General features: G+C 63.6%; 17 protein-coding genes and 2 tRNA genes. 3 read left to right on the top strand and 16 right to left on the bottom strand.

What is annotated here, in order from left to right; translation table 11 throughout:
* Positions 1-86: 86 nt before the first annotated feature.
* The 12 genes from HX812_RS01860 to HX812_RS01915 all read right to left on the bottom strand — a co-directional run bounded on the left by HX812_RS01860 (position 87) and on the right by HX812_RS01915 (position 12342).
* Positions 87-1694: a DNA cytosine methyltransferase gene (locus HX812_RS01860; protein ID WP_023103930.1), complete on the bottom strand. Its 1608-nt coding sequence runs from the start codon at positions 1692-1694 to the stop codon at positions 87-89.
* Positions 1695-2213: 519 nt separating this feature from the next.
* Complete coding sequence (locus tag HX812_RS01865; protein ID WP_028690960.1) at positions 2214-4226, bottom strand: DNA topoisomerase III; 2013 nt, start codon at positions 4224-4226, stop codon at positions 2214-2216.
* Positions 4227-4509: 283 nt separating this feature from the next.
* On the bottom strand, positions 4510-4950 hold the full coding sequence (locus HX812_RS01870) for a single-stranded DNA-binding protein (protein ID WP_028690961.1): 441 nt from the start codon (positions 4948-4950) through the stop codon (positions 4510-4512).
* Positions 4951-5023: 73 nt separating this feature from the next.
* Complete coding sequence (locus HX812_RS01875; RefSeq protein ID WP_028690962.1) at positions 5024-5551, bottom strand: DUF3158 family protein; 528 nt, start codon at positions 5549-5551, stop codon at positions 5024-5026.
* Positions 5548-6327: a PFL_4669 family integrating conjugative element protein gene (locus HX812_RS01880; RefSeq protein WP_028690963.1), complete on the bottom strand. Its 780-nt coding sequence runs from the start codon at positions 6325-6327 to the stop codon at positions 5548-5550. Before HX812_RS01880 ends, HX812_RS01875 begins: the two co-directional genes overlap by 4 nt.
* A gap of 318 nt (positions 6328-6645) precedes the next feature.
* Positions 6646-7878 (bottom strand): STY4528 family pathogenicity island replication protein, encoded by a 1233-nt coding sequence (locus tag HX812_RS01885; protein WP_028690964.1) that lies wholly within the window; start codon positions 7876-7878, stop codon positions 6646-6648.
* Positions 7879-7881: 3 nt separating this feature from the next.
* Complete coding sequence (locus HX812_RS01890) at positions 7882-8442, bottom strand: DUF2857 domain-containing protein (protein ID WP_023093474.1); 561 nt, start codon at positions 8440-8442, stop codon at positions 7882-7884.
* Between the two features lie 15 nt (positions 8443-8457).
* Complete coding sequence (locus HX812_RS01895; RefSeq protein WP_028690965.1) at positions 8458-10116, bottom strand: ParB family protein; 1659 nt, start codon at positions 10114-10116, stop codon at positions 8458-8460.
* Positions 10109-10357, bottom strand: a complete 249-nt coding sequence (locus tag HX812_RS01900) for a hypothetical protein (protein ID WP_019726333.1) — start codon at positions 10355-10357, stop codon at positions 10109-10111. Before HX812_RS01900 ends, HX812_RS01895 begins: the two co-directional genes overlap by 8 nt.
* Entirely contained in the window at positions 10341-11216 is an 876-nt protein-coding gene (locus tag HX812_RS01905; protein ID WP_028690966.1) for a ParA family protein, read from the bottom strand. The genes HX812_RS01900 and HX812_RS01905 overlap by 17 nt, the downstream gene beginning before the upstream one ends.
* A gap of 42 nt (positions 11217-11258) precedes the next feature.
* A complete protein-coding gene (locus HX812_RS01910) occupies positions 11259-11471 on the bottom strand; it encodes an AlpA family transcriptional regulator (RefSeq protein ID WP_009459729.1) in 213 nt (70 codons plus the stop codon).
* A gap of 118 nt (positions 11472-11589) precedes the next feature.
* Entirely contained in the window at positions 11590-12342 is a 753-nt protein-coding gene (locus HX812_RS01915; protein ID WP_028690967.1) for a hypothetical protein, read from the bottom strand.
* 894 nt (positions 12343-13236) lie between these two features.
* Between HX812_RS01915 and HX812_RS01920 the strand changes: the two genes are divergently transcribed.
* Together HX812_RS01920 and HX812_RS01925 are read left to right on the top strand one after the other, a co-directional pair.
* Positions 13237-13312 (top strand) — tRNA-Glu (locus HX812_RS01920).
* Between the two features lie 3 nt (positions 13313-13315).
* Positions 13316-13391, top strand: a tRNA-Gly gene (locus HX812_RS01925).
* Positions 13392-13444: 53 nt separating this feature from the next.
* On the opposite strand, the gene HX812_RS01930 is transcribed toward HX812_RS01925, so the two are convergent.
* The gene (locus HX812_RS01930) at positions 13445-14926 is read right to left on the bottom strand and encodes a PLP-dependent aminotransferase family protein (protein ID WP_038845201.1); all 1482 of its coding nucleotides are present in this window, start codon (positions 14924-14926) and stop codon (positions 13445-13447) included.
* A gap of 78 nt (positions 14927-15004) precedes the next feature.
* Here HX812_RS01930 and HX812_RS01935 point away from each other — a divergent pair, with 78 nt between their 5' ends.
* Positions 15005-16666: a M24 family metallopeptidase gene (locus HX812_RS01935; RefSeq protein WP_038845200.1), complete on the top strand. Its 1662-nt coding sequence runs from the start codon at positions 15005-15007 to the stop codon at positions 16664-16666.
* Between the two features lie 31 nt (positions 16667-16697).
* On the opposite strand, the gene HX812_RS01940 is transcribed toward HX812_RS01935, so the two are convergent.
* The 3 genes from HX812_RS01940 to HX812_RS01950 all read right to left on the bottom strand — a co-directional run bounded on the left by HX812_RS01940 (position 16698) and on the right by HX812_RS01950 (position 20465).
* A complete protein-coding gene (locus tag HX812_RS01940; protein ID WP_038845198.1) occupies positions 16698-18437 on the bottom strand; it encodes a dipeptidase in 1740 nt (579 codons plus the stop codon).
* Positions 18438-18532: 95 nt separating this feature from the next.
* Positions 18533-19750 carry a phospholipase D-like domain-containing protein gene (locus tag HX812_RS01945; RefSeq protein WP_038845195.1) on the bottom strand — a complete coding sequence of 406 codons (1218 nt, stop codon included), beginning with the start codon at positions 19748-19750 and terminating at the stop codon, positions 18533-18535.
* Positions 19751-19817: 67 nt separating this feature from the next.
* Positions 19818-20465, bottom strand: a complete 648-nt coding sequence (locus HX812_RS01950; RefSeq protein WP_038845237.1) for a MotA/TolQ/ExbB proton channel family protein — start codon at positions 20463-20465, stop codon at positions 19818-19820.
* Between the last annotated feature and the right edge of the window lie 2 nt (positions 20466-20467).

Genomic DNA, 20467 nt, shown 5'->3' on the forward strand with positions numbered 1-20467 from the left:
CAGCCTTGACACCCTGGCTGCGGGCTGCTGCCGATACATCGGCAATGCAGGGGGAGAATGGCGCGGCCGGCAGGCTGCGTCGTCGATCAATCCGAAGCGGTCGAGTCCGTCTTGTGCAGGCACTGCACCAGCCGGTTGCCCAGCCAAGCCATGCACGGGACGGCCATGGAGTTGCCAATCGCCTTGTAGCGCGGAGCGTCTGCGGCAGGCTTGCCGCGATACGGGATCAGCGTGTAGTCGTCGGGCATGCCCTGCAGCCGCTCGCACTCCATGGGCATCAGCCGCCGCACCCGCCATTGCGACCAGTCCGCTGCACCGGATTCATTCCAGTCGTAGCGGAAATGTGCCTCGAAGTCGGGGGCCAGGACATGGGGCTTGTCTGCGCCGCCGCCGCTGGTACGCAACGCCGCCGCAACGCTTCCGCCCAGTTCGGCAGCAAGACCCTGCGTCCGTCCCCGCAGGGCAACGCAGGCCACCATCGGCACACCGTAGCCCGGCTTGCCGTTGGACAGGACGGTGCAAGACACCTGTCCATGGCCCGACTCGAAGCGCACTTCGCCGCGGTTGTTCTGCGCGAAGGCGATGGCGGGCACGACGCCTGCGTTCGCATGGCTGTTGCGATGCCCGCCGGCACGCAGCGTCGGCGTCAGGTCGATCGTGGCGTCCGCGCCGCTGCCCTGGGCGGTGAAGGCGATGATCGGCACGCCCTTTCCCGTACCGTCCTCGCTGCTGCCCTTGCCGTTGTTGGCGGTGTCGAGGGTGTGGGCGATGCTGCCGGCGATGGACTGCACCATGAACGTCTCGGTGCGGATGTCGTGCTTGGGACCCGCGGCCATCAGGCATGCCGCAACATCGACGGGGCCAATGCCGCCGCTGAATCCGAACGTCGTCGTGACCTTGCCGTAGGGCTGGTTCAGTCCAGCGAATCCTGCGTATCCGCCTGCTGCTGCAGCACCCGGTCCAGCAGCGCGGGCAGCTTCTTGCCACGGCGCGCGGCCCGCAGAAGAATCCCCGCGCAGGCCTGTGCGCTCAAAAAGTACTTCGGAGGGATCGAGGTCATCACCACCACATGCCACAAGAAACACGCGCTTGCGGCGTTGGGCGACACCGAAATATTGAGCGTCGAGCACGCGCCAGGCGATGCGGCGGCGGGGTCCAGACACACAACCAGCGTGCGCCCATTTTTCCCCTGGCGGCTGGAGCGCACGGCTTTCTCCGGCCAGTGCGCCCAGGAAATGCCCGAAGGCATTGCTGCGGTCGTTGAGGACGCCGGGGACGTTTTCCCAGACGAGCGTTGCCGGCGGGCGGCGGTCTTGGTGGCGGGTTTGGTCGATGGCATTTGCAAGCTCCACATAGGCAAGGGTCAAGGCGCCGCGCGGGTCGTTCAACCCCTGGCGCGCGCCGGCAACGCTGAACGACTGGCACGGCGTGCCGCCGACCAGGATGTCGGGCGCCGGCACGGTGCCGGCGCGCACCTGACGGGCGATCGCGGTCATGTCGCCCAGGTTGGGCACATGGGGGTAACGGTGGGCGAGCACGGCGCTCGGGAACGGCTCGATCTCGGCGAACCACGCGGCTTTGAGGCCGAGGGGTTGCCATGCGAGGCTCACGGCCTCGATGCCGCTGCACACGCTGCCGTACAGCAGTGGCGCGGCCTGGGGCGCACCGCGAAGGGTGCAAGGTTGCGGGTTCATGTCGGGTCTCCTGTTCGTGTGGCCCGGGGCGGGCCGGGACGTTGATAGGCAGGAGAAAGGCGCCGAAGGCCCTGCGGCCTTCGGCTCGGGAGGACAGAACCACCCGTGGGCTGGTGCAGGCCCGGTCGTCGCTAGAACCGTCTGCTCATCAGCAATCACACCCGGCGCATGTCGTGGTTCGCGCCGGCATCGTCTGGCGCACATCCGCGCACAAAGGGAGCCCGTTTTTGCGCCGGCGGGCACCGGCACCGAATACCGCTGACCACGAAGGGTCTCCGGGTGGCTCGCGCAGCTTGGCAAGCCACCGGGGGACCCTTCGCAGAGGCGGGAGAAATGCAGATCAGCAGAACGCGCAGGAGGCGGTTCGCGGAGAAGCTACCTTCAGGTCCCGCGGCCGGGGATGACCAAGCGGGACGCGCACACGGACAAGAAGGCGTTGCGCGCTGGGCGTCCCGCAGGGCGTGCGGAACACAGGCCGCGCCGCCGATGGCGGGCACGGTTCACGGGGAACGGGGTCGGTCAGGAGCCTTTGCGGCCGCTGCGGCGCGGGCGCGAGGCACCACGCTTGGACGTGCCGGATTCGACCGGCAGCGTGCCTTTGCAGTCGGGGTAGCGACTGCACGACCAGAATGGGCCGCTCTTGCCGGTGCGCTGGCGCGTCGGTGCGCCGCACTGTGGGCAAGGCGGTCCGTGGGGAACCTTGATGGACAGGGACGTGCTGCCGTACTGCGCGATCAACTGTGAGATCCATGCAGCCTGCTTGCCGATGAATACGTCCAGCGTGAGCTGTCCAGCTTCGATCATGTCCAGCGCCTGTTCCCAGACGGCGGTTGTCCCTGGGTCGGCAATCGCTGTGGGCACCGCGTCGATCAGGGTGAAGGCCGCATCCGAGGCACGGATGGCGCGGCCCTTCTTCACGAGGTAGCCCCGCGTCAGCAGGCCACTGATGATGTTGGCCCGCGTCGCTTCGGTGCCGATGCCGACCGTATCCTTGAGCTTCTGTTTCAGGCGCGGGTCCGAGACCAGTTTGGCGACGCCCTTCATGGACTTGACCAACTCGCCCTGCGTATAGGGCCGAGGGGGCAGCGTCTTGAGCGCCTTCAGATCGACGTCGGCCACCTGACATGCCAGGCCCTCGCGCAGCGCGGGCAGTACCTGGCTGCGCGCCGCAGGGTCGCCATCCTCCTCGGATTGCGGTTCGGCCAGCACCAGGCGCCACCCCTTGACGACGACCTGCTTGCCGGTGGCCGCCAGCGTCTGCTGGCCGCAGGAGAGGTTCGCCACATTGCGGTCGAACTCGTGGTGAGGAAGGAATTGCGCCAGGTAATGCGCCCGGATCAGCCGATACACTGCCAGTTCCTTCTCACTCATGGTCGAGAGGTTCGCCGGTTCGAGCGTCGGGATGATGCCGTGGTGAGCAGACACCTTCGCGTCGTTCCAGGCGCGTGAGCGTTGAGTGCGGTTGAGCTGGTCCATGATCGGTCGCAGCAAGGGATCGGTCTTGACCAGGCTGTCGAGGACCGTTGGCACCTCGGCGAACATGCTTTCGGGCAGGTAGCCCGAATCGGAGCGCGGGTACGTCGTGGCCTTGTGCGTCTCGTATAGGGCCTGAGCAATGTCTAAGGTCTCCTGCACATCGAGCCCAAGCTGCCTGGAACACACCTCCTGCAAGGTCCCCAGGTCGAACGGCAGCGGCGGGCCTTCCCGCACGCGCTCGGTTTCGACCGCCACCACCTGGGCGCTGTCCGCGGCGCGGATCTGCTGCGCGGCGTGCTGCGCGATGGGCTGCTGCAGGCAGCGGCCGGCGTCGTCGGTGCATGCTTTCGGGGGAACCCACTGCGCGGCGAAAGTCTGGCCACCGGCGGACAGGGACACGTCGATGGCCCAGTACGGCACGGACACGAAGGCGGTGATCTCGCGGTCGCGGTCCACGACCAGTTTGAGCGTGGGGGTCTGGACGCGGCCTACCGACAGCACGCCGTCGTAGCCGGCCTGCCGTCCCAGCACCGTGAACAAGCGGCTGAGGTTCATGCCGACGAGCCAATCCGCCCGAGAGCGCGCCAGCGCCGAGTAGTACATCGGCAGCGTCTCGGCCGATGGCCGGAGCTTGCCGAGTGCCGCGCGGATGGACGCATCGTTGAGCGCCGACAACCACAGCCGTTCGATGGGACCGCGGTAGCCGCACAGGTCGATGATCTCGCGGGCGATCAACTCGCCCTCGCGGTCGGCATCTGTGGCGATGACAAGCTGGGTCGCCTTAGCCAGAAGCGCCTTGACGACTTTGAACTGCGTGGCGGTTTTAGGTTTGACCTCGACCCGCCAGTGCTGAGGAATGATGGGCAACTGCTCCAGCGACCAGCGCTTGAGCGCCGCGTCATAGACCTCGGGGGCTGCCGCTTCGACGAGATGGCCGATGCACCAGGTGACGGTGACGCCGGAACCGTTGAGGCAGCCTTCACCGCGCTGCGTGGCACCGAGAATTCGGCCAATGTCTTTGCCCTGGGAGGGCTTCTCGCACAAGAACAGCCGCATGTCCGTCCATCCCGATTCCCGTTGTTCATGGAGTTGCTGGAATCGAGGATGCCGAGCGCCACCTGGGGTAGCAGCAAACAAGCCGCATGCGCCGGCGACCGCTTTCACGCCGATGGAATGGCTCGGGCGGGGATGGCGCGTGGCCGCAGGTGTGCGGACCAGTAGCCGCGATTTGCGGGAGCGCGTGGAAGTCGATGGACGTTGATGGAGCTATCCCCAGGGGATAGCTTGCGGGGTGCATGGAGGGCGGCGAAGCACTACGGCGGCCGCCCTCCATGCCGGTTCACTTCCTGCGCTTCGCCTCCTTCGGCGCGGTCGATTCCTGGGCAGCCTGTGGCTTCGGTTCTGCCTCCTGCGGCTTCGGACTGAGGGCCACGGACTCGATGCGGTACGGCAGGATGCCGACGCTGCGCGCGTTGATCTGCCAGGTCTCGCGCGGCTGATCTTCGTTGTCCGTCCAAGGCTCGCGCTCCATGCGGCCGATGACCAGCACGCGCATACCTTTCTGGTACAGGTCCTTCCAGTGCTCGGCGTCGCGGTGCCAGATTTCCACCGGCGCCCAGAAGCCGCCGCGGTCCTCGAAGGTGCCATCCTTCTTGGGTACGGGGTTGTCGAAATAGACGTTCAGGCGCAGCAAGCGGCTGGGTTCGTCATTGCCGTTGGGGAATTCGCGGTACTCCGGTGGCGAGCCGATGTTGCCTTCGCCAGAAAAATGCGTGCTCATGGTGTGATCTCCGTGGTGGTTGAAATACCCGTGCCTCGTCGGCGCCGGGCGCGTGCTGGGATGCCCGGCGCAATCACCGATCGCGCATTGCGGCAGGAACGGACGTGAGCCGGTGCAGGTAGGCGTCGTCCGCCTCGGCGGCCTTGCTGGCGCATTCCTGCGCCTGCCTGCCCAAGGTGTGCAGCAGGCTGATCTGCATGTTCAACGTGATGCGCTGCAGCTCGATCGCGTGCAGGTCGGCCAGCAGGTTGACGGGTGTGCTGCTGCTGGCGATCAGCTCCCGCCACAGCGCCACGCCCATGGCCGACCTGTCGTGCCTGCGCCAGCGCAAGAAGACGGTTCCTGCGCCAGTGGTCTGTTGGGCCAGTTCGATGGGCAGAAGGTGGAAGGGGTGCCCGCATGCTTGCTCCAGCACCTGTCGCTGTGCCAGGGCAATCAACTCGTCGCGCATGGCGAAGCACTGGCTGGCCCAGGCCTCGAAGTCCCCTTTACCCTTAAAAGGCTTTAAAAGGCCTTTTAGAGAGGCCGCGTGTTCCAGCCGCATGAAGGCACCCTGTTGCAGGCCCCGGAAGTAGCGGGTCGGTTGGTTCAGATCGTTCATGCGGGCTCGTCCTCGCCGGCTGACGCTTCGGGCGGCTCTGCGGTGGCGGCTTCGTCGCTGGGCGGAGGCGCTGTGGCAGGACCGTCGCCGCGCTGTTGCAGGCCACGGCGCACGACGGGTGGCGCAAACTTCGAGCGGCGTGTCCCCTCCAGCACCTCCTGCGGCAGTTCGCCGTACTTCTCCAGCGCGACTCGCGCAGCGGCGTTCTTCGCCGCGAAATCGTCGCGGGTGCAGCCCGAGTAGCGATACTGCTGGGCCAGCGAGAACAGGCTGCGCAGCGCGTGCGCGCCCTCGTTGAGCCAGCGTTCCAAGGTGCTGCGGTCGATGAGCGCGGTGTGGTGGGCGAGGATCAGCTTGCGGGCGATGTCGTCGTAGTCGGCCAGGAGATAGACCGCGGCAAAGCCGAGCTGCGCGTTGACGAAGAGCGGGAGCTTGACCGGCTGCACGTTGAGGTTTTCGCCCAGGCTGAGCGCCGGTGGCACGCTCGCCAGCGCCTGGTCCACCTGCTCGCGCAGCGATTGCAGCGTGACCTTGGTTTGGTCGAGCTTGTCCTCGATGCGCAGCATCCACCAGTCCGAGTACGGGTCGTCCTGCTCCGAGCCCCGCCGCATCTTGTTCATCTGGGCGATGTAGCCGTTCAGGCCGACGATGCCCGGTCGCCCCTCGGCGGCGGCGCGGCCGTGCCAGATGCGGGAAGCGTGATGGGTGTGCAGGGTCAGCGACATCGCGCTGCGCAGGGAGCCGAGATTCAGTTGCAGAGGTTCATTGGTTGCCATGGTGTCCGCTCGTTGTTGGAAAAGGAGCGGCCAGCTTCGGCAGGAAGCGGAAGGCAGTCAGTCAAGAATCCGAATCCCGGCGGGCCCCGGTTTAGGGCGCGGCGGTTGCATGCGGCGCGAGCTATCCCCAGGGGATAGCTCCATGGAGCGTCAACGAACGCTGCACGCCGGGATCAGGGTAGGCAACACCGATGCTGCGGCAGATGGTCGATCCCAGGCCTGCGACAACTTGGCGTTGTGCCCAGCAGCGGAACTATCCCCAGGGGATAGCTCTATTGGCGGCCATGGGCATCTACTTTCACCGACTTGCATGCCGGCTCACTTGCTGGCGAGCAGATTGCGTAGCCGCTCGATGTGCTGCTTGGCGACTTCCGGCGGCACTGGCTTACCCTGCGGCTGAGGTGGCGGTGCTGCTGGTGGCCGCTCGTTTGGCGGGACGGGTGCCGATGGCGCGTCTTTCTTGGCCCAGGCATTGAACTCGCCATGGATGGCGCGCTGGATGATGCCGAACAGATACCCCGCAGGATTGCGGATGCCATGACTGCTGCATCGTGCGGCCCAGTCGTCCAGCACGGCCTGTCTCAGCGCGGCATCGACCTGCTGCAATGCCACCCTGGCACCTGTCTGCTGCTCTGCCTTCAGTTCCGTGAAGCGCTTGGGCCATTGCAGATCGCCCAGCGCGCGCGCCTGCGCGGTAGTACGTACTTCATTAATACGACTACTACGTACTGTACGGGCCTGCTTCGGATTCCGAAGAGAGGCGTCTGGCGCGGGTTTCGCCCCTGCTTCGGATTCCGAAGACGGGTCGTCCGCATTCCGAAGAAGGCTCGATGCTCCTTCTTCGGAATCGTGGGCGGCATCCTCCTGTGGATAACTTTCGGCGGCCGTGATGCCTTGGCTGGCGAGGCGTTCGGCCAGGACCTGTAGCCGCGACGGCAGTGTGCGTCCGGAGAGCATCGGATCTTCCGCGATCTCCTTGAGGGTGTTCAGACCGACCATCTGGACAGCCTTGGCCGAATGGCCGAGGGACTGGCTGACCAGTGCCAGGTAGTCGGCGTCGAGCTGCATGGCCTCGAAGGGCGTCAGTGGTTCATCGTGCAGAACGTAGAGGTTGCCGAGGATGCGGCCGGTCTTGGGGTCACGCCGTCGCCGTACCAGGCTCAACCATCGGGTGAGGCGCAACAGCGTCAACGCTCGGGCCACGGTTTCATGCGAGGCCTGCCCGGCGCAGGGCATCGACGCCAGCCAGGGTCGAAGCTGCTCATACGTCGGGAAGGCTGTCATGCCGTCGTCGTTGAGCATCAGCCGGAACACCTGCCAGGCGTTGCGCTCCAGCGGCGTCAGGCGACGGTCGAGGAACAGCCGCCGCGGCACGGTCTCGTGCCGGTTGCCGCTGAAGAGGAAGGCATCGCCTGACGTGGCGGGCGTCGGCGTAGGCACGGGTGCTGGCGCACTGGGGCTGGGCTTGGGCGCGAGGTCTTTCAGGGCAGCATCGAACAGATCCGCGAGTGCGACGGGGCCACGGCGTGGTGCGGTGTCGTCCACGGCCATGGCTCAACCCAATCCCTGATCGACCCAGCTCTTGATCGAGGCCCAGACCACCGACAGAGGCAGCGACATGCCTTCGGCCAAGTCCATGGTAGCGTCGAGGATGGAGGTTTCGTCTTCGAGATCGACATTCCTGCTGCCGGTCACGGCCTTCCATTGCCGCCACAGCTCCGTGTCCTGTTTCTCGTCCAGCACGGGGTGGCGGCCCTTGCGCTTCGGCAGGCCGAGGATTTCGCGGCGAAGCGCCACCTCCTGGTGGGTCAGGCCATAGAACCGACTGACCATCTCGGTGCTCGCGCCCAGCCTGAGCATGCGATCGACCGTGGCGATTTCCTTCTCCACGTCCTGCGCCTGCTTGAGCAGTCGCCGGAGCACTTCGCGGTTGACCGTCACCGAGCACCAGGAGACGTTAGCGTTGGCGAGCACGCTGATCAGCGCGGGATGCTTGAGGGCGTCCAGTTCTTCCTCGCCAAACCCCATCAGTTTGCACCGGCGCAGTTGCCCATTGCGCAGGTCATAGAGGGCCTGGGCGATGACGGCCTGGTTGAGTGGGTGTGGTGCGGACATGCTGGCCTCCCTCGCTCACATTCCAACGCCTTCAGCGCCGGCTTCAAGGTCGAGCAGGCGCCGGGCCAGCCGCAGCAGCCGGAACAGCTTGACCAGCGAGGTATCGCTCAATCGCTGGGCCGCATCACCCTGGCCGTGCAGCAGCGCCGGCAGTTCGATGACGATTTGCCCGTCGTGCAGGCCGACGTCGGCGGGCCGCTGACCGGCCAGGCACGCTAACAGCGCGAGGACGGCACGGCCCAGCGGTGCCGAGCTTTGGGTGCGGGCCCGGCAGACGAAACCGATACCCTCTGCACGGTCATCAATGCACTCGTCCAGGTCTGCCTCGCCCGCGATTTCGCGGGCGAACTGTGCGATGTGGATGCGCAGGCGCTCGGCTGTGTCCACGCCGGGATCGATGTACCAGACATCGGAGATCGGATAGAGCCCGCCAGCCTGCACAGGGATGGACTGCAAGACACTCGCCGAGAAGTCGAGCGGCAGCGCATCACCCAACTGGTCGGCGACCATGCGCTGAATGGACTGGAGCCGTTCGGTCGTCGGTGCCGGCGAGACGATGTGCTCCCGAAGCAGATCGCCACCCACCGCAGGGTTGGCCGGACTTGCCTGGCTGGCATCCGTGTCGCTCTCGCGCGTCGAAGGCGTTGCCGCAGGTCGGCCTGCAGGCGGCGCTGCGGATGCAGCCCCTGCGATGGGTGGCGCAGTGTTGGCAGGTGGGCGCGCGATGGTTCCCGGCTCCGGCAACGCAGGCGGCGTCGATGGCGGCGTTGGGTCGCTGACCAAGGCGCGCTGCCGGCTCTCGGATTCGGTCATGTCCAGGGCGAGCACGTCGTAATCGACACCCAGCATCTCGGCCATCTGGCCGATCAGCTCGTCCTGTACACGCTGCGCGGAGAACTCGTCGGCCTGGACGTCGAATTGCGACAGCACTTCCTGGAAAAATTCGTCGAAGTCCTGAACCAGTGGGCGACCCTTGGCGTAGCGCTCCCACGCGAGCATGCAGGCTTTGCGCATGACCGACAGGCGTTCGACCTGATGGCGACCGAGACCGCCATAGAGCACGGTGGGGATCGCGGGCAGGAGATACTGCACCGCGTCGTTCATGCGGCTGATGTGCGACTGTTGTACCGGGAAGCCATCGGCGGCGAGGCGGCGGGCCAGCTCGGACTGGCTCAAGGTGGTGCCGCTTTCTTGCTCGTAGAACTCGCGCGCCTTCTCGACGCCGAGGGCGCGCTCGATGAACGTGAGGCCCCCGCGCAATTCGTTCTCGGCCAAGTGGCCGGTCAACATGACGACTTCGCCGCGGCTGGGCCACGGCCGGAACAGGCACGATACACGGAAAAACCGCTCGTCCTTGGTCTCTGACCATAGTTCGCGCAGGATCGCCAGCCGAGTATTTCCACCGTTGCGGATGATGTAGTGGGACTCACCTGGTCGGCGAGTGATGGCCGGCGCTGCGTCCAGACCGCGCTCGCGGATGGACGCCTTGATTTCCTCGTAGGCCGGGTTGCGTTTTTTCCTGGGATCGTGGTCGTAGGGGCGCAACTGATCTAGGGTCACGACCATGGGGGTGTCGGCGATCGGGTCGCTCAAGGTCGAGGCTGACGGGCCGCTGCGCTCGAACCCGGCCGCGAGCAGCTTGCCAGCCATCTGCTGGGAGGTGATCTCAGCCATGGCCGCCTCCCTGCGCTTGGTATCGGGCCTCGCGCTCGGCGCGGCGGATTTGCGCACGGGCATTCAGGGTCGCCCGGTGGTCGCTTGCCGTCGAGCTGGTGTAGATCGCGGCGCAGCCAGGCTTGGTGAACTTGAGGTGGCCGCCAGGCGTGCGTTTGACGTGCCAACCTTCGCCAACCGCGAACTCGATCAGGGCGCGAAGCCGCTTGTGGCCTCGGGCTAGCTCATGTGCGTTCGCCATGGGACCTCCCGGCATCAAGAGGGTGTGGCGGACGGCCGGACACCATGGCAAATCGGTGCCGCCATTGCGGAAATAGTTCGTCTGCGAGGCCGCGCATGGTGTCGAGCGCGGCGAGGGCGACTCTGCCCGGCGGCTGGCGGTATTCGACCCGATGCACTGGCAATCCGCGCGTAGCTGCACGCGGATACGCCTCGATGGCCGGCACGTCGGTGGCCAGCACGCGGATGCCGGCGTGGTCCTGGAAAAGATCGCGCAGGGCCTGCTGGATCAGCCGTGCATTGGCTGACACAGGGTGGACGCGATTGATGAGCAGATGCAGAGGTGGAGGCTCGATGCCCAGGTGCCGGTAGGGCGCAATGTCTTCGAGCAACTGCATGGTGCCGCGCCGCAGCTCGCGCGCCGCGAGAATTTCCGGGGTCACGGGCGACAGCGCGAGGTTGGAGGCGAGCACCGCCATCTCCAGCAGCACCGAGCGCGCACCTTGGGTGTCGATCAGCACCAGGTCATAGAGAGGCGCCAGGACCGGCAAGAGATGGCGCAACCGTAGGCGCCCATCCGGCGTGTGCAGCAGCAAAGTGTTCAGCTCGCCTCGGTGGTCGTTGGAGAGCACCAAGTCCAGGCCCTCGATGTTCGTGCGGGACACAAGCAGCCCGAGGTCGCGCTCGTTGAAGGCCAGCAACTCGTAGATGCCACCAGGTGCGCGGTGGCCTAGCTCGTAGTACGAGGACAAGGTGGGCTGCACGTCGAGGTCGAGCAGCAGTACACGCAGCCCCGCGTCCGCGGCAAGCCCGCCGAGGTTCGCGGCCGTGGTGGTCTTGCCGACGCCACCTTTGGTTGAAATGATGGATACGACCTGCATGGCGTTCTCCGTGTGAGGATGGGAAGTCCGCTGGAGAACGGGTCAGGCCCGGTTGTTGACGCGCTCGGCGATCCACTGATCGATCTCGATGGAGTCCCAACCGACCGCGCGCACGCCCAGGCGCAGCGCCTTCGGGAACAGGCCTTTGCGCATCAGGTTGTAGATGTGGGCGCGTTTGAAACCCGACTTGGTTTCGACTTCATCAAGCCGCAGGATGCGGCGCTCGCTTGCGGGCAGTGCAGGTGTTTGCGACATGGCGGTCACTCCTGAACGCTCAGTGGCGTTTGTTGGCGTGACCTCCATTCAATAGACATGGATGGGAAAAGACATTGCAAATGCAATCTCCGCGATTGCACATACAAGATGGAAAACCTCAGACTGTTGCGCTACGCAGCCGGCGTCTGGCCGTGGCGAACTTGCCGTTTAGCGTCCGCTCCGCGATCCCCATTGCGCCGCTGTGATGGGCGACCAACGCGCTGACCACCGCCTCCTGCGTCTTGAAGCTGGAGTACGGAACGCCGGAAGGCGACTGGCCGAGCATCAGGTCCAGCATGCTGCCGATGATGTTCAGGTAGGTGGCTTCGGCGCGATCACTGATCAGGCACTGTGCGCCAGCAGAGGGCGCCATCTGCTTGAGAAGCGCTCCGTGCTTTTCCTGCAGCTCATGCAGTTGGCGTTTGTACTGGTCCAAGGTGGACTTCAGGGCCAGGCGCTCGACTAGCATCGCCTGCCCAGTTTCCACCGAGATGAAGGGATGGGCGATGCGCTCGCTCCGGGAGAAAAGGAAGCACGGTCGTTGCTCGGGATAGTGCTGGCGCATCCAGCGCTTCAGATCGACGTGGCGCACCGTCAGATCAGGGGAGTCGATCAGCGCGGAATCGCGCGTCGTGATGCCGTTCCGTCCGAAGGGCAGTTCTCCATTGAGGATGCCGTCGAAGATGCGTTCGGTGCAAAGCCGCAGCTCGTCACAACGTGGACAGTCCAACGACTGCGGCAGGCGCCTTGGCGACGAAATCGAAGCCAGGATCACCTGCTCGTATCGCAGCAGCCCGGCCCAGCGGATGGACGCTTCGATCGGGCGATAGAACACCTTTGATGTTGGTGCATCATTCTTGTTCTCGTGCATGCTCCGTCTCCTTCCAGGAGAAGAACTACATGACCGACTCCTTTGTCGCCGACCTCATGGTCGGCCTGTCGCTTGTGTAGGAAGTGGGTCCCGAAGGCCGCTTCGTCATGTGGTTTGAATACTTCTCACCAGTTCGCGCAACTGGTAGTCGTCGTGTGTTCGATGTGCAAAAATCATCGATCAGAAGGTCGAGCATCGGGACGTAGGCTCGACAGCGACGCTCACGCTATCAGGGTCGTGAGAAGTTACGGTTTCTGCAAAACCGTCTAGGTATGACCTGATATGCCAGCGGTCTCAGGAAGCGTGAGGGGGCCGCAATCGTCCTCGAATGTCCAGTCGGACGCAGCAAACCGGCGCCTGTCATGCTTGCCCCGTCATCCTGATATATCGACAAAGAATCGTGTGCGGAAACGCGGTGGCCAGCATGCGCGTTCTTTCAAAGGAGCTTGACCAGAAGGTCGCCTGTGAGTTGTGGTGCAGGCGTTCCTAGGTGGCATCCGAGCTGTGCCATCACCAGAACCATCTGCCTGATCGTCTTCGCGGTGATGGATGCGGGGCAGACGACCGGGCGTGGATGATGAGTTCGAGGGAGTTGCCTACGACGATGTACCGATCGTGGGTCTGGTGTGCTGAGTGCAGCTCTTTGGACGTCTGTGGAACTCTTTGGACGAATTTGTTGCCGAGGACGAAAAACAAGGCTACAATTGAGGTCTTCGCTGGCCAGCCCAACGAAGAAAGTGATTGGGAAACAACGACTTACTGTCCTAGTACACGTCTCGTTTCCCGCTCCAATTTAAGCAGTGTGGCCCTCGGGCGGCACTGAGTGAAACCAGGGAATGATCTTCGGATCTAACCTCTGGGCACTGAAATACACACCATGTGTTTCAGTTGTGTGTCCCCTTCGTCTAGTGGCCTAGGACACCGCCCTTTCACGGCGGTAACAGGGGTTCGAGTCCCCTAGGGGACGCCATTTGCGGGAATAGCTCAGTTGGTAGAGCACGACCTTGCCAAGGTCGGGGTCGCGAGTTCGAGTCTCGTTTCCCGCTCCATATTCAATGAAAACGCCGATCAGCAATGATCGGCGTTTTTGTTTGTACGCGTTTTATCGCGCGTTCGCCGCGCTGGCCAGCCTCAAGGTCGCCTCGCGTATCTCGTTCTGATCAAGCGAGGCAAAGCCCAACCGCAACGCGTTCTCCGCCTGGTCCATCGGCGAAAACTGCCGGCCGCTGCGTACGACCAGCCCGTGATCAAGCGCTGCGTTAACCATCTTGTCGACGTCGATTGCATCGTCGAAACGCACCCACAGCGCCAGGCCGCCTTCGGGCTCGCGCACCTGGATCCGCTCACCGAACGCCGCATGCAGGCAGCCTTGCAAGGTTTCACGGCGGGCGCGGTATTCCTTCGACACGCGGCGCAGGTGCTTCTTGAGTTCGCCGTCGTTGATCAGGTTGGCAAGCATCTTCTGCGCGACCGCGTCGGCATCGCCCAGCATCAGTGCGGCGTTGCTGTGCAGGGCTTCGACCACCTGTGCGGGAGCCACCACATAACTGCAGCGGAACGTCGAGCCGAGAGCCTTGGATAATGAGCCAACATAAATCACATGCCGCTGCGCGCGATCACTGGCCAGGGGCAGGTAGGGGCGCCCGCTGAAGTGAAATTCGTGGTCGTAGTCTTCTTCGATGATGCAGAAGTCATGCAGCGCCGCCAATGCCAGCAACTGCTGCCGCCGCGCCGCGTGCAGGCTCACGGTGGTGGGGAACTGGTGGTGTGGCGTGAGATAGATCATCCGCACCTTGTGTTCGCGGCACAGGCGATCGATCTGGTCCGTGCGACAGCCTTCTTCGTCGATGTCCACCGTGACCAGTTGCGCACCCAACCTGCGGAAAATTTCCCACGCTGGCGGGTAACTCAGGCGCTCCACCAGCACCACGTCGCCGGGTTTGAGCAACAGGCTGGCGGTCAGGTACAGCGACATCTGGGTGCCTTGGGTCAGGCAGATGTTTTCGGCGCTGACCGTCAACCCACGGTTGTTGCGCAGCATCTCGGCCAGCGCGCAGCGCAGATGATAGCCGGTGCCCTCGCTGCCGTAGCGCAGGGTGTTTGACGCAAAGCTGCTGCGCAGGGCATTGCGGTAGTAGCGGTGCAGCACGGCCTGGGGCAGCAAGCGGTGGTCGCTGGTGCCATTATCGAAAAACAGCGCGCCATGTCGATGATTCAGCGCCGTCACCTGGGCGTTCTGGGCGAAATAGGGCGCGGCTGTCTGCGCCAGGATGGGCGGCGCGAAGGGCGCCTGCGCGCGGCTCGGCAGTTGCTTGGCCGTCAACTGCGCATTGACGAAGGTCCCGCGTCGCGGCTCGCTGACCAGCCAGCCTTTGGTCATGGCCTCTTCGTAGGCCAGGATCACCGTCTTGCGGTTAACATCGAGCAACTGCGCCATCTCCCGCGTGCCCGGCAACAGTGTGCCTGGCAGCAATCGCCCTTCAACGATCGCGGTCACCAGGCCTTCGGTAATCTTGCGGTAGGAGGCCTTGCCTGGACTGTCGTCCAGCTTGAGCATCGGGCGCCATTTTCGCATCTGGACCATCTGAAGTATCCAAAACTGGAGGTTTTAATGGGCCTAGTCTAGCGCAACAATCACGGCTCACTCACCCCCGAGGTTGTTATGAATACACGTCATGTCATCGAACTCTTCCCCTCGGGGAAAACCTTTGAGGCCGGTGATGAACTGTTGCTGGATGCGATGCTCGCCAGCGGATTGTCGGTGCCGTTTTCCTGCCGACGGGGTGCTTGTGGCTCCTGCAAGGTGGTGGTCGCAGCAGGGAATTACCGGGCTAAACGTCTGGCGCCGGAAGCCCCCGCGCCGTGCTATCCGTTGGCCGCCAATGAAATGCTGTTGTGCCAGAGCCATGCCTGCGGCGACATGCGCCTGGAAATCCCCGGTTGGTCGCTGGACACGCCCGCGCTGGTGGTCGAGGCGCAGGTCGTGAGCAAACGCGCACTGAGCCCCGACATCATTGAACTGGTGCTGATGCCGGACAGGCCGCTGGCAGTGCGGGCGGGCCAGTACCTCAAGTTCCGCCTGGTCGACGGCGACTCGCGATGTTTTTCGATCGCCAACCTGCCGGGCGACGACGATGGGCGGCTGGTTTTTCAGATTCGGCAGGTGAGCGGCGGGCTGTTTTCCGAGATCCTGCTGGCTGACCTTGAGGCTGGCGATCTGTTGCAGCTGGAAGGACCGTTTGGCGCCTGTACCTGGCAGGATAATGACGAGGCGTCCGTCGTCCTGTTCGCCACGGGCACCGGCTACGCGGGCATCAAGCCCATCCTGCTGACCGCCCTAAAGCGTGATGTCGACGTGACCTTGTACTGGGGCGGCGGGCAACCGGCAGACTTTTACGACCGCCTGTTCCTGGAACAATCGGTCATCGACCATCCACGTTTTCACTGGCATCCGGTGTTGGCGTCCCAGGGGCGGGTGCAAGAAGTTGCCTTGAGCCATGGGCACGACTGGGAAGCCGCCCAGGTGTATGCGTGCGGTAATGGCGCAATGATCAGCCAGGTGCGTACGGAATGCTTGGAGGCAGGTTTACCTGGCCATCGATTTGTCGCGGAAGCCTTTGTGCCCAGTGGCCGGTCGAGTGCCGGCATGGCGCCCAAGGCGCTGCACCCGATCTGGGAGAAAGTCGGCCCACGTTATTCACTGGACGGCATGTTGGCGGCGCGCGATCAGTCCATCCGCGCCCTGGCGGCGATTGCCAGCCGACTACAAGTGGGCATGACCACCGGCGAAGCCCTCGACATGGCCGCCGAACAACTGCAAGCCATGGGCGCCTCCCACACCTGGCACCCGACCTACATCCGTTTTGGCGACGACACGGTCCGCCCGCCCCGCGAGGGCATTGACCGCCAGCGCAGGCTGCGCGCTTGCGACATTGTCGTGGTCGATCTGGGCCCGGTGTGGGACGGTTACGAGGGCGACTATGGTGACACTTTTGTGTTCGGTGACGCGCCGTTGCACCTGGCGTGCAGGACCGCACTGCATGAGGTGTTCGACGAAACCCGCGACGCCTGGCTACAGGGCCTCACTGGCCGCGAACTGTATGACTATGCCGAGCAGAGCGCCTTGGCAAAAGGCTGGAGGCTGGCGCGTAACCTCGCAGGGCACCGCCTTGCGGATTTCCCCCACGCGTTGTTTGAGAGCAAGGTGCTGGCGGACCTGGAAATCCCACCGAGTGAAATGGCCTGGGTCCTGGAAATCCAGCTGTGCCATCCCACGGAACCGGTCGGTGGTTTTTTCGAAGATATGTTGATGCTGCAAGCCTGAACAGCCCGCCGTTGCGGCGGGCTGCTGTTTATCAGAGCTTGGGCAGTTGGCCGATGCGGCCCATCATTTCGGTGACGATCTGCAGGTCCAACAGGAACTGGTCGACGGTCTTGAACTCGTTGTCGGTGTGCCCGGTGTACTTCACTTCCGGACGCGCCAGGCCGAATTGCACGCCGTTGGGCAGTTCATGCACGGAGGTCGCGCCGGCCGACGTGCCGAACTTATGTTCCATGCCCATGTTTTCGCTGGCCACCGCCAACAGGGCCTTGACCCACTCACCTTCAGGGTTGCGGTACATCGGCTCGGCCACCGAGTAGGTGAAGCCCACCTTGACCTTGGTTTTCTTGTCCCAGGCGCTCAGCTTGTCGGCGATCTCGGCTTTGAGTTTTTCCGGCGACTTGCCCTTCGGCACGCGCAGGTTCACGGCCAGCTTGAAGGCTTTGTCATCCAGGCCGACAAAGGTCAGCGAAGTGGTCAGCGGGCCCATGAACTCATCGGAGAAGCCCACGCCCAACTTGCCGCCCAGGTAATCCAGGCCCCAGTTGTCAGACGCATAACGTGCAGCATCGGTGATGTGGTTGTGCTTGAGGGCGATCTTGCCATCGACGCTGTGGATCAGCTCCAGCATGCGCGCCACTGGGTTGACCCCGGATTCCGGCTCGGACGAGTGCGCGGACACGCCGGTGACGGTCAGCTTGACGTTTTTGCCGTCGACCTTGGCGGCCACTTCAAAATCGCCGCCGTTGTTCTTGGCGTATTCAGTACCGGCCTTTTGCAGGCTGGCCGCCAACTCGGCAGGTTTGTCGCTGACAAAAGTCGCCACTGACGCCGAGGGAATCTGGTTGGTTGCCATACCGCCGGTCATCGAGATGACTTCCGCGCCTTTGCCTTCCCCCTTGCGACGCGGGAAGGTGGCCATCACCGTGCCGTAGCCTTTCTCGGCAATCACCACCGGGTAACCGCCATCCAGCGCCAGGTTGTACTGCGGTGTCGGGTTCTTTTCGAAGTAGTAGGGAATCGCGTCGCCGGAGGTTTCTTCGGTGGTGTCCACCAGCAGCTTGAAGTTGCGCGCCAGCGGCAGCTTTTCTTCCTTGATCACCTTCATGGCATACATGGCCACGACGATGCCGTTTTTGTCATCTTCAGTGCCACGGCCGTACATGCGGTCGCCGATCAGCGTGACCTTGAACGGGTCGAGCTTGGTGCCGTCTTTCAACACCCAGTTTTCCGGCGTCACGGGCACCACGTCGGCGTGGGCGTGGATACCGACCACTTCGTCACCGCTGCCTTCCAGGGAAATTTCGTACACGCGGTTGTCGATATTGCGGAAGGTCAGGTTAAAGGCCTTGGCCAGTGCCTCGATCTTGCCGGCAATCTTGATGAATTCCGGGTTCTTGTACTGCGGTAGACCGTCCACGTTGAACGTCGGGATTTCCACCAGCTCACGCAGGGTTTCGGTGGCGGCCTTGCCGTACTTTACTCGCGTGTAGATACCGAGCAGGCGATTGATCTCGTTCTGCTGATCCGCGCTCAAGGTTTTGTTATCAAGAAATGCACTGACCGCCGGGCCTACATCGCTGGTCTTGCCCAGGTCGCCCTTGGCCAGGGCACCGAGGAAACCACGGAAATCAGTGACGGACGTTTCGTTGAAATCCTTCAGAATCGCCGTGCTCTGGTCCGGGGTGATGTTGGCGTAAGCGGGGCTGGTGATGGCCGAAAGGCTCGCCGCGAACAGGGTGGCAGCCGCCAATTGCTTGAGTGGGAAGTGCATGGAGGGACGCATTCCTTTGCAGGTAGTGAGTAGGACGTTTCTGATCAATCTGTCAGAAACATTTCCACACACTACCACTACTCAGGTGCCTCTGGTCAATGCTGGCCAGGGTGGGGCTCAGGGTACTCCTCGGTCACGTTCAAGGCTCTAGCATACGGCCCATCCCACAATTGCTCATGCAACTCCCCGACCCGCTTGGCCATCGCTTCACTGCGCATCACCACTTCCAGGTTGCGCGAGTTATCCAGGTACCCGCCCAGCCAGTTGCTGGTGCCGATCCACGCAACCTGGCCGTCGATTTCCATGGTCTTGCTGTGGATCACCCGTGCATACGGGATAAAGCCTTGCTTGGCCTCGGGCAGGGTGACGATCTTGATGTGCACGTTGGGCAGCACGGCGAGGCTTTTGAGGTAGGGCAGTTCCAGCTTGTCGGTGTTCCAGTTGGACACCATCAGCTTGATCGACACCCCACGCGCCGCTGCCGCACGCACGGCATTGTCGATCACTGCGTAGTACGGACGGGTTTTGTCCGGTCCGTAGGACAGTGGCGCATAGTCGAGCAGTTGCACGCGCACTTCGTGTTTCGCTTCGCTGAGTAAACGCGGCAGTTCCAGCTGTGAATCGCCGACGCCTGGCGGGTTGTAGCGTTGCGGGCTGGCGACCAGGTAGTTGCCGGTGCGTGGCGGCTCTTTGCTGGAGGCAGGCAGTGGCACCGGCTGGTTGTTGGCCAATGCCTGCTGGGCTTTCCAGTCCTGTTCGAAGATCGCCTGCACTTGGCTCACCACGGTCGGGTCGGTGATACGCAGCCCGGTTTCGTGGATATGTTCCAGCGAACGCCAATCGAAATTCTGGCTGCCGACAAACGCCTGCTTGCCATCCACCACCAGGTATTTGGCGTGGATGATCCCACCGCTCACCCGCGCGTAGGGCAGCACGCGAAAGGTCAGGTTGGGGATCGCGCGCAGGCGTTCCAGGGTGGAAGCTTCCGACAATCGGATGCCTTTTTCTTCCAGCAGAAAACGAATCTTCACACCGCGTTTACCGGCGGCTTCCAGGCGTTCGATCACGCGGTCCATCACCGAGCCAGGGTGATCGGCGGCGTAGAACTGGCCAATGTCGATGCTGTTTTTTGCGCCATCAAACAGCTCGCTCCACACCGGGCCGGGCTGGCGCAAGTCGTCGGTGCCGAGGGCGGTGTCCACCGGCACGGTGTGCACCAATTCAAACCCCGGAATCGAAAAGTCCGCCTGGGCCAGCGGACTCATGAGCAAACCTGCCAGGCCTGCGATGCGCAATTTCAAGGAAATGGACATGACACTCTCTTCAACTGATGTAGTGAGCGGGCTTGCCCAGCGCGGGGCAAGCCCGCTCACTACGGGGTTACGCCGTGCGGCTGTGCAGCGGCGTCGGCACCAGGTGCGGTACTTCACTCTGCACGCGGGCGCCGGTGGCGGCGCGGATCAGCAGGATTTTCAGCTGGTCGTTGATGCGCTCCAGGCTGTCCTGGAAGAAGTTGTGGAACACCACGCAGAACAGCGCGATGGCGATCCCCAGGCCGGTGGCGAACAAGGCCGTACCGATACCACCGGAAATCTGCCCTGGGTCGGACACGCCCGCCGTCGCCAGCGCCTTGAAGGTGTCGATGATGCCGAGGATGGTACCCAGCAAACCCAACAGCGGCGCGGCGGTGGTGATGGTTTCGATGATCCACAGGCTGCGGGCCAGGGGTGCACGGGTGGTCAGGTACTGGGTTTCGATCACGTCATCCAGGTCCTTGCGCGAACCCTGTGAGGCTTTCTGTGCCAGCACTGGCAACACCATGCTCAGCGGCAGGCTGTCACGGCGGGTCAGGCTTTCCGGCAGGTCGCGTTCGCTGTGCACATGGGCGCCCAGCACCTCGGTCAGTGCGCGCGCTTGACGGCGTACGTAGGCGAAGTAAATCCCGCGCTCGATGGTGATAAAGATCGCGATGGCCATCGCGGCATACATCACATAAAAGGTGATGTCGTGGAGCAGGTTCATGTCCATGT

The organism is Pseudomonas sp. IPO3749 (assembly GCF_013386605.1).
GTDB classification, from domain to species: Bacteria; Pseudomonadota; Gammaproteobacteria; order Pseudomonadales; family Pseudomonadaceae; genus Aquipseudomonas; species Aquipseudomonas azotoformans_A.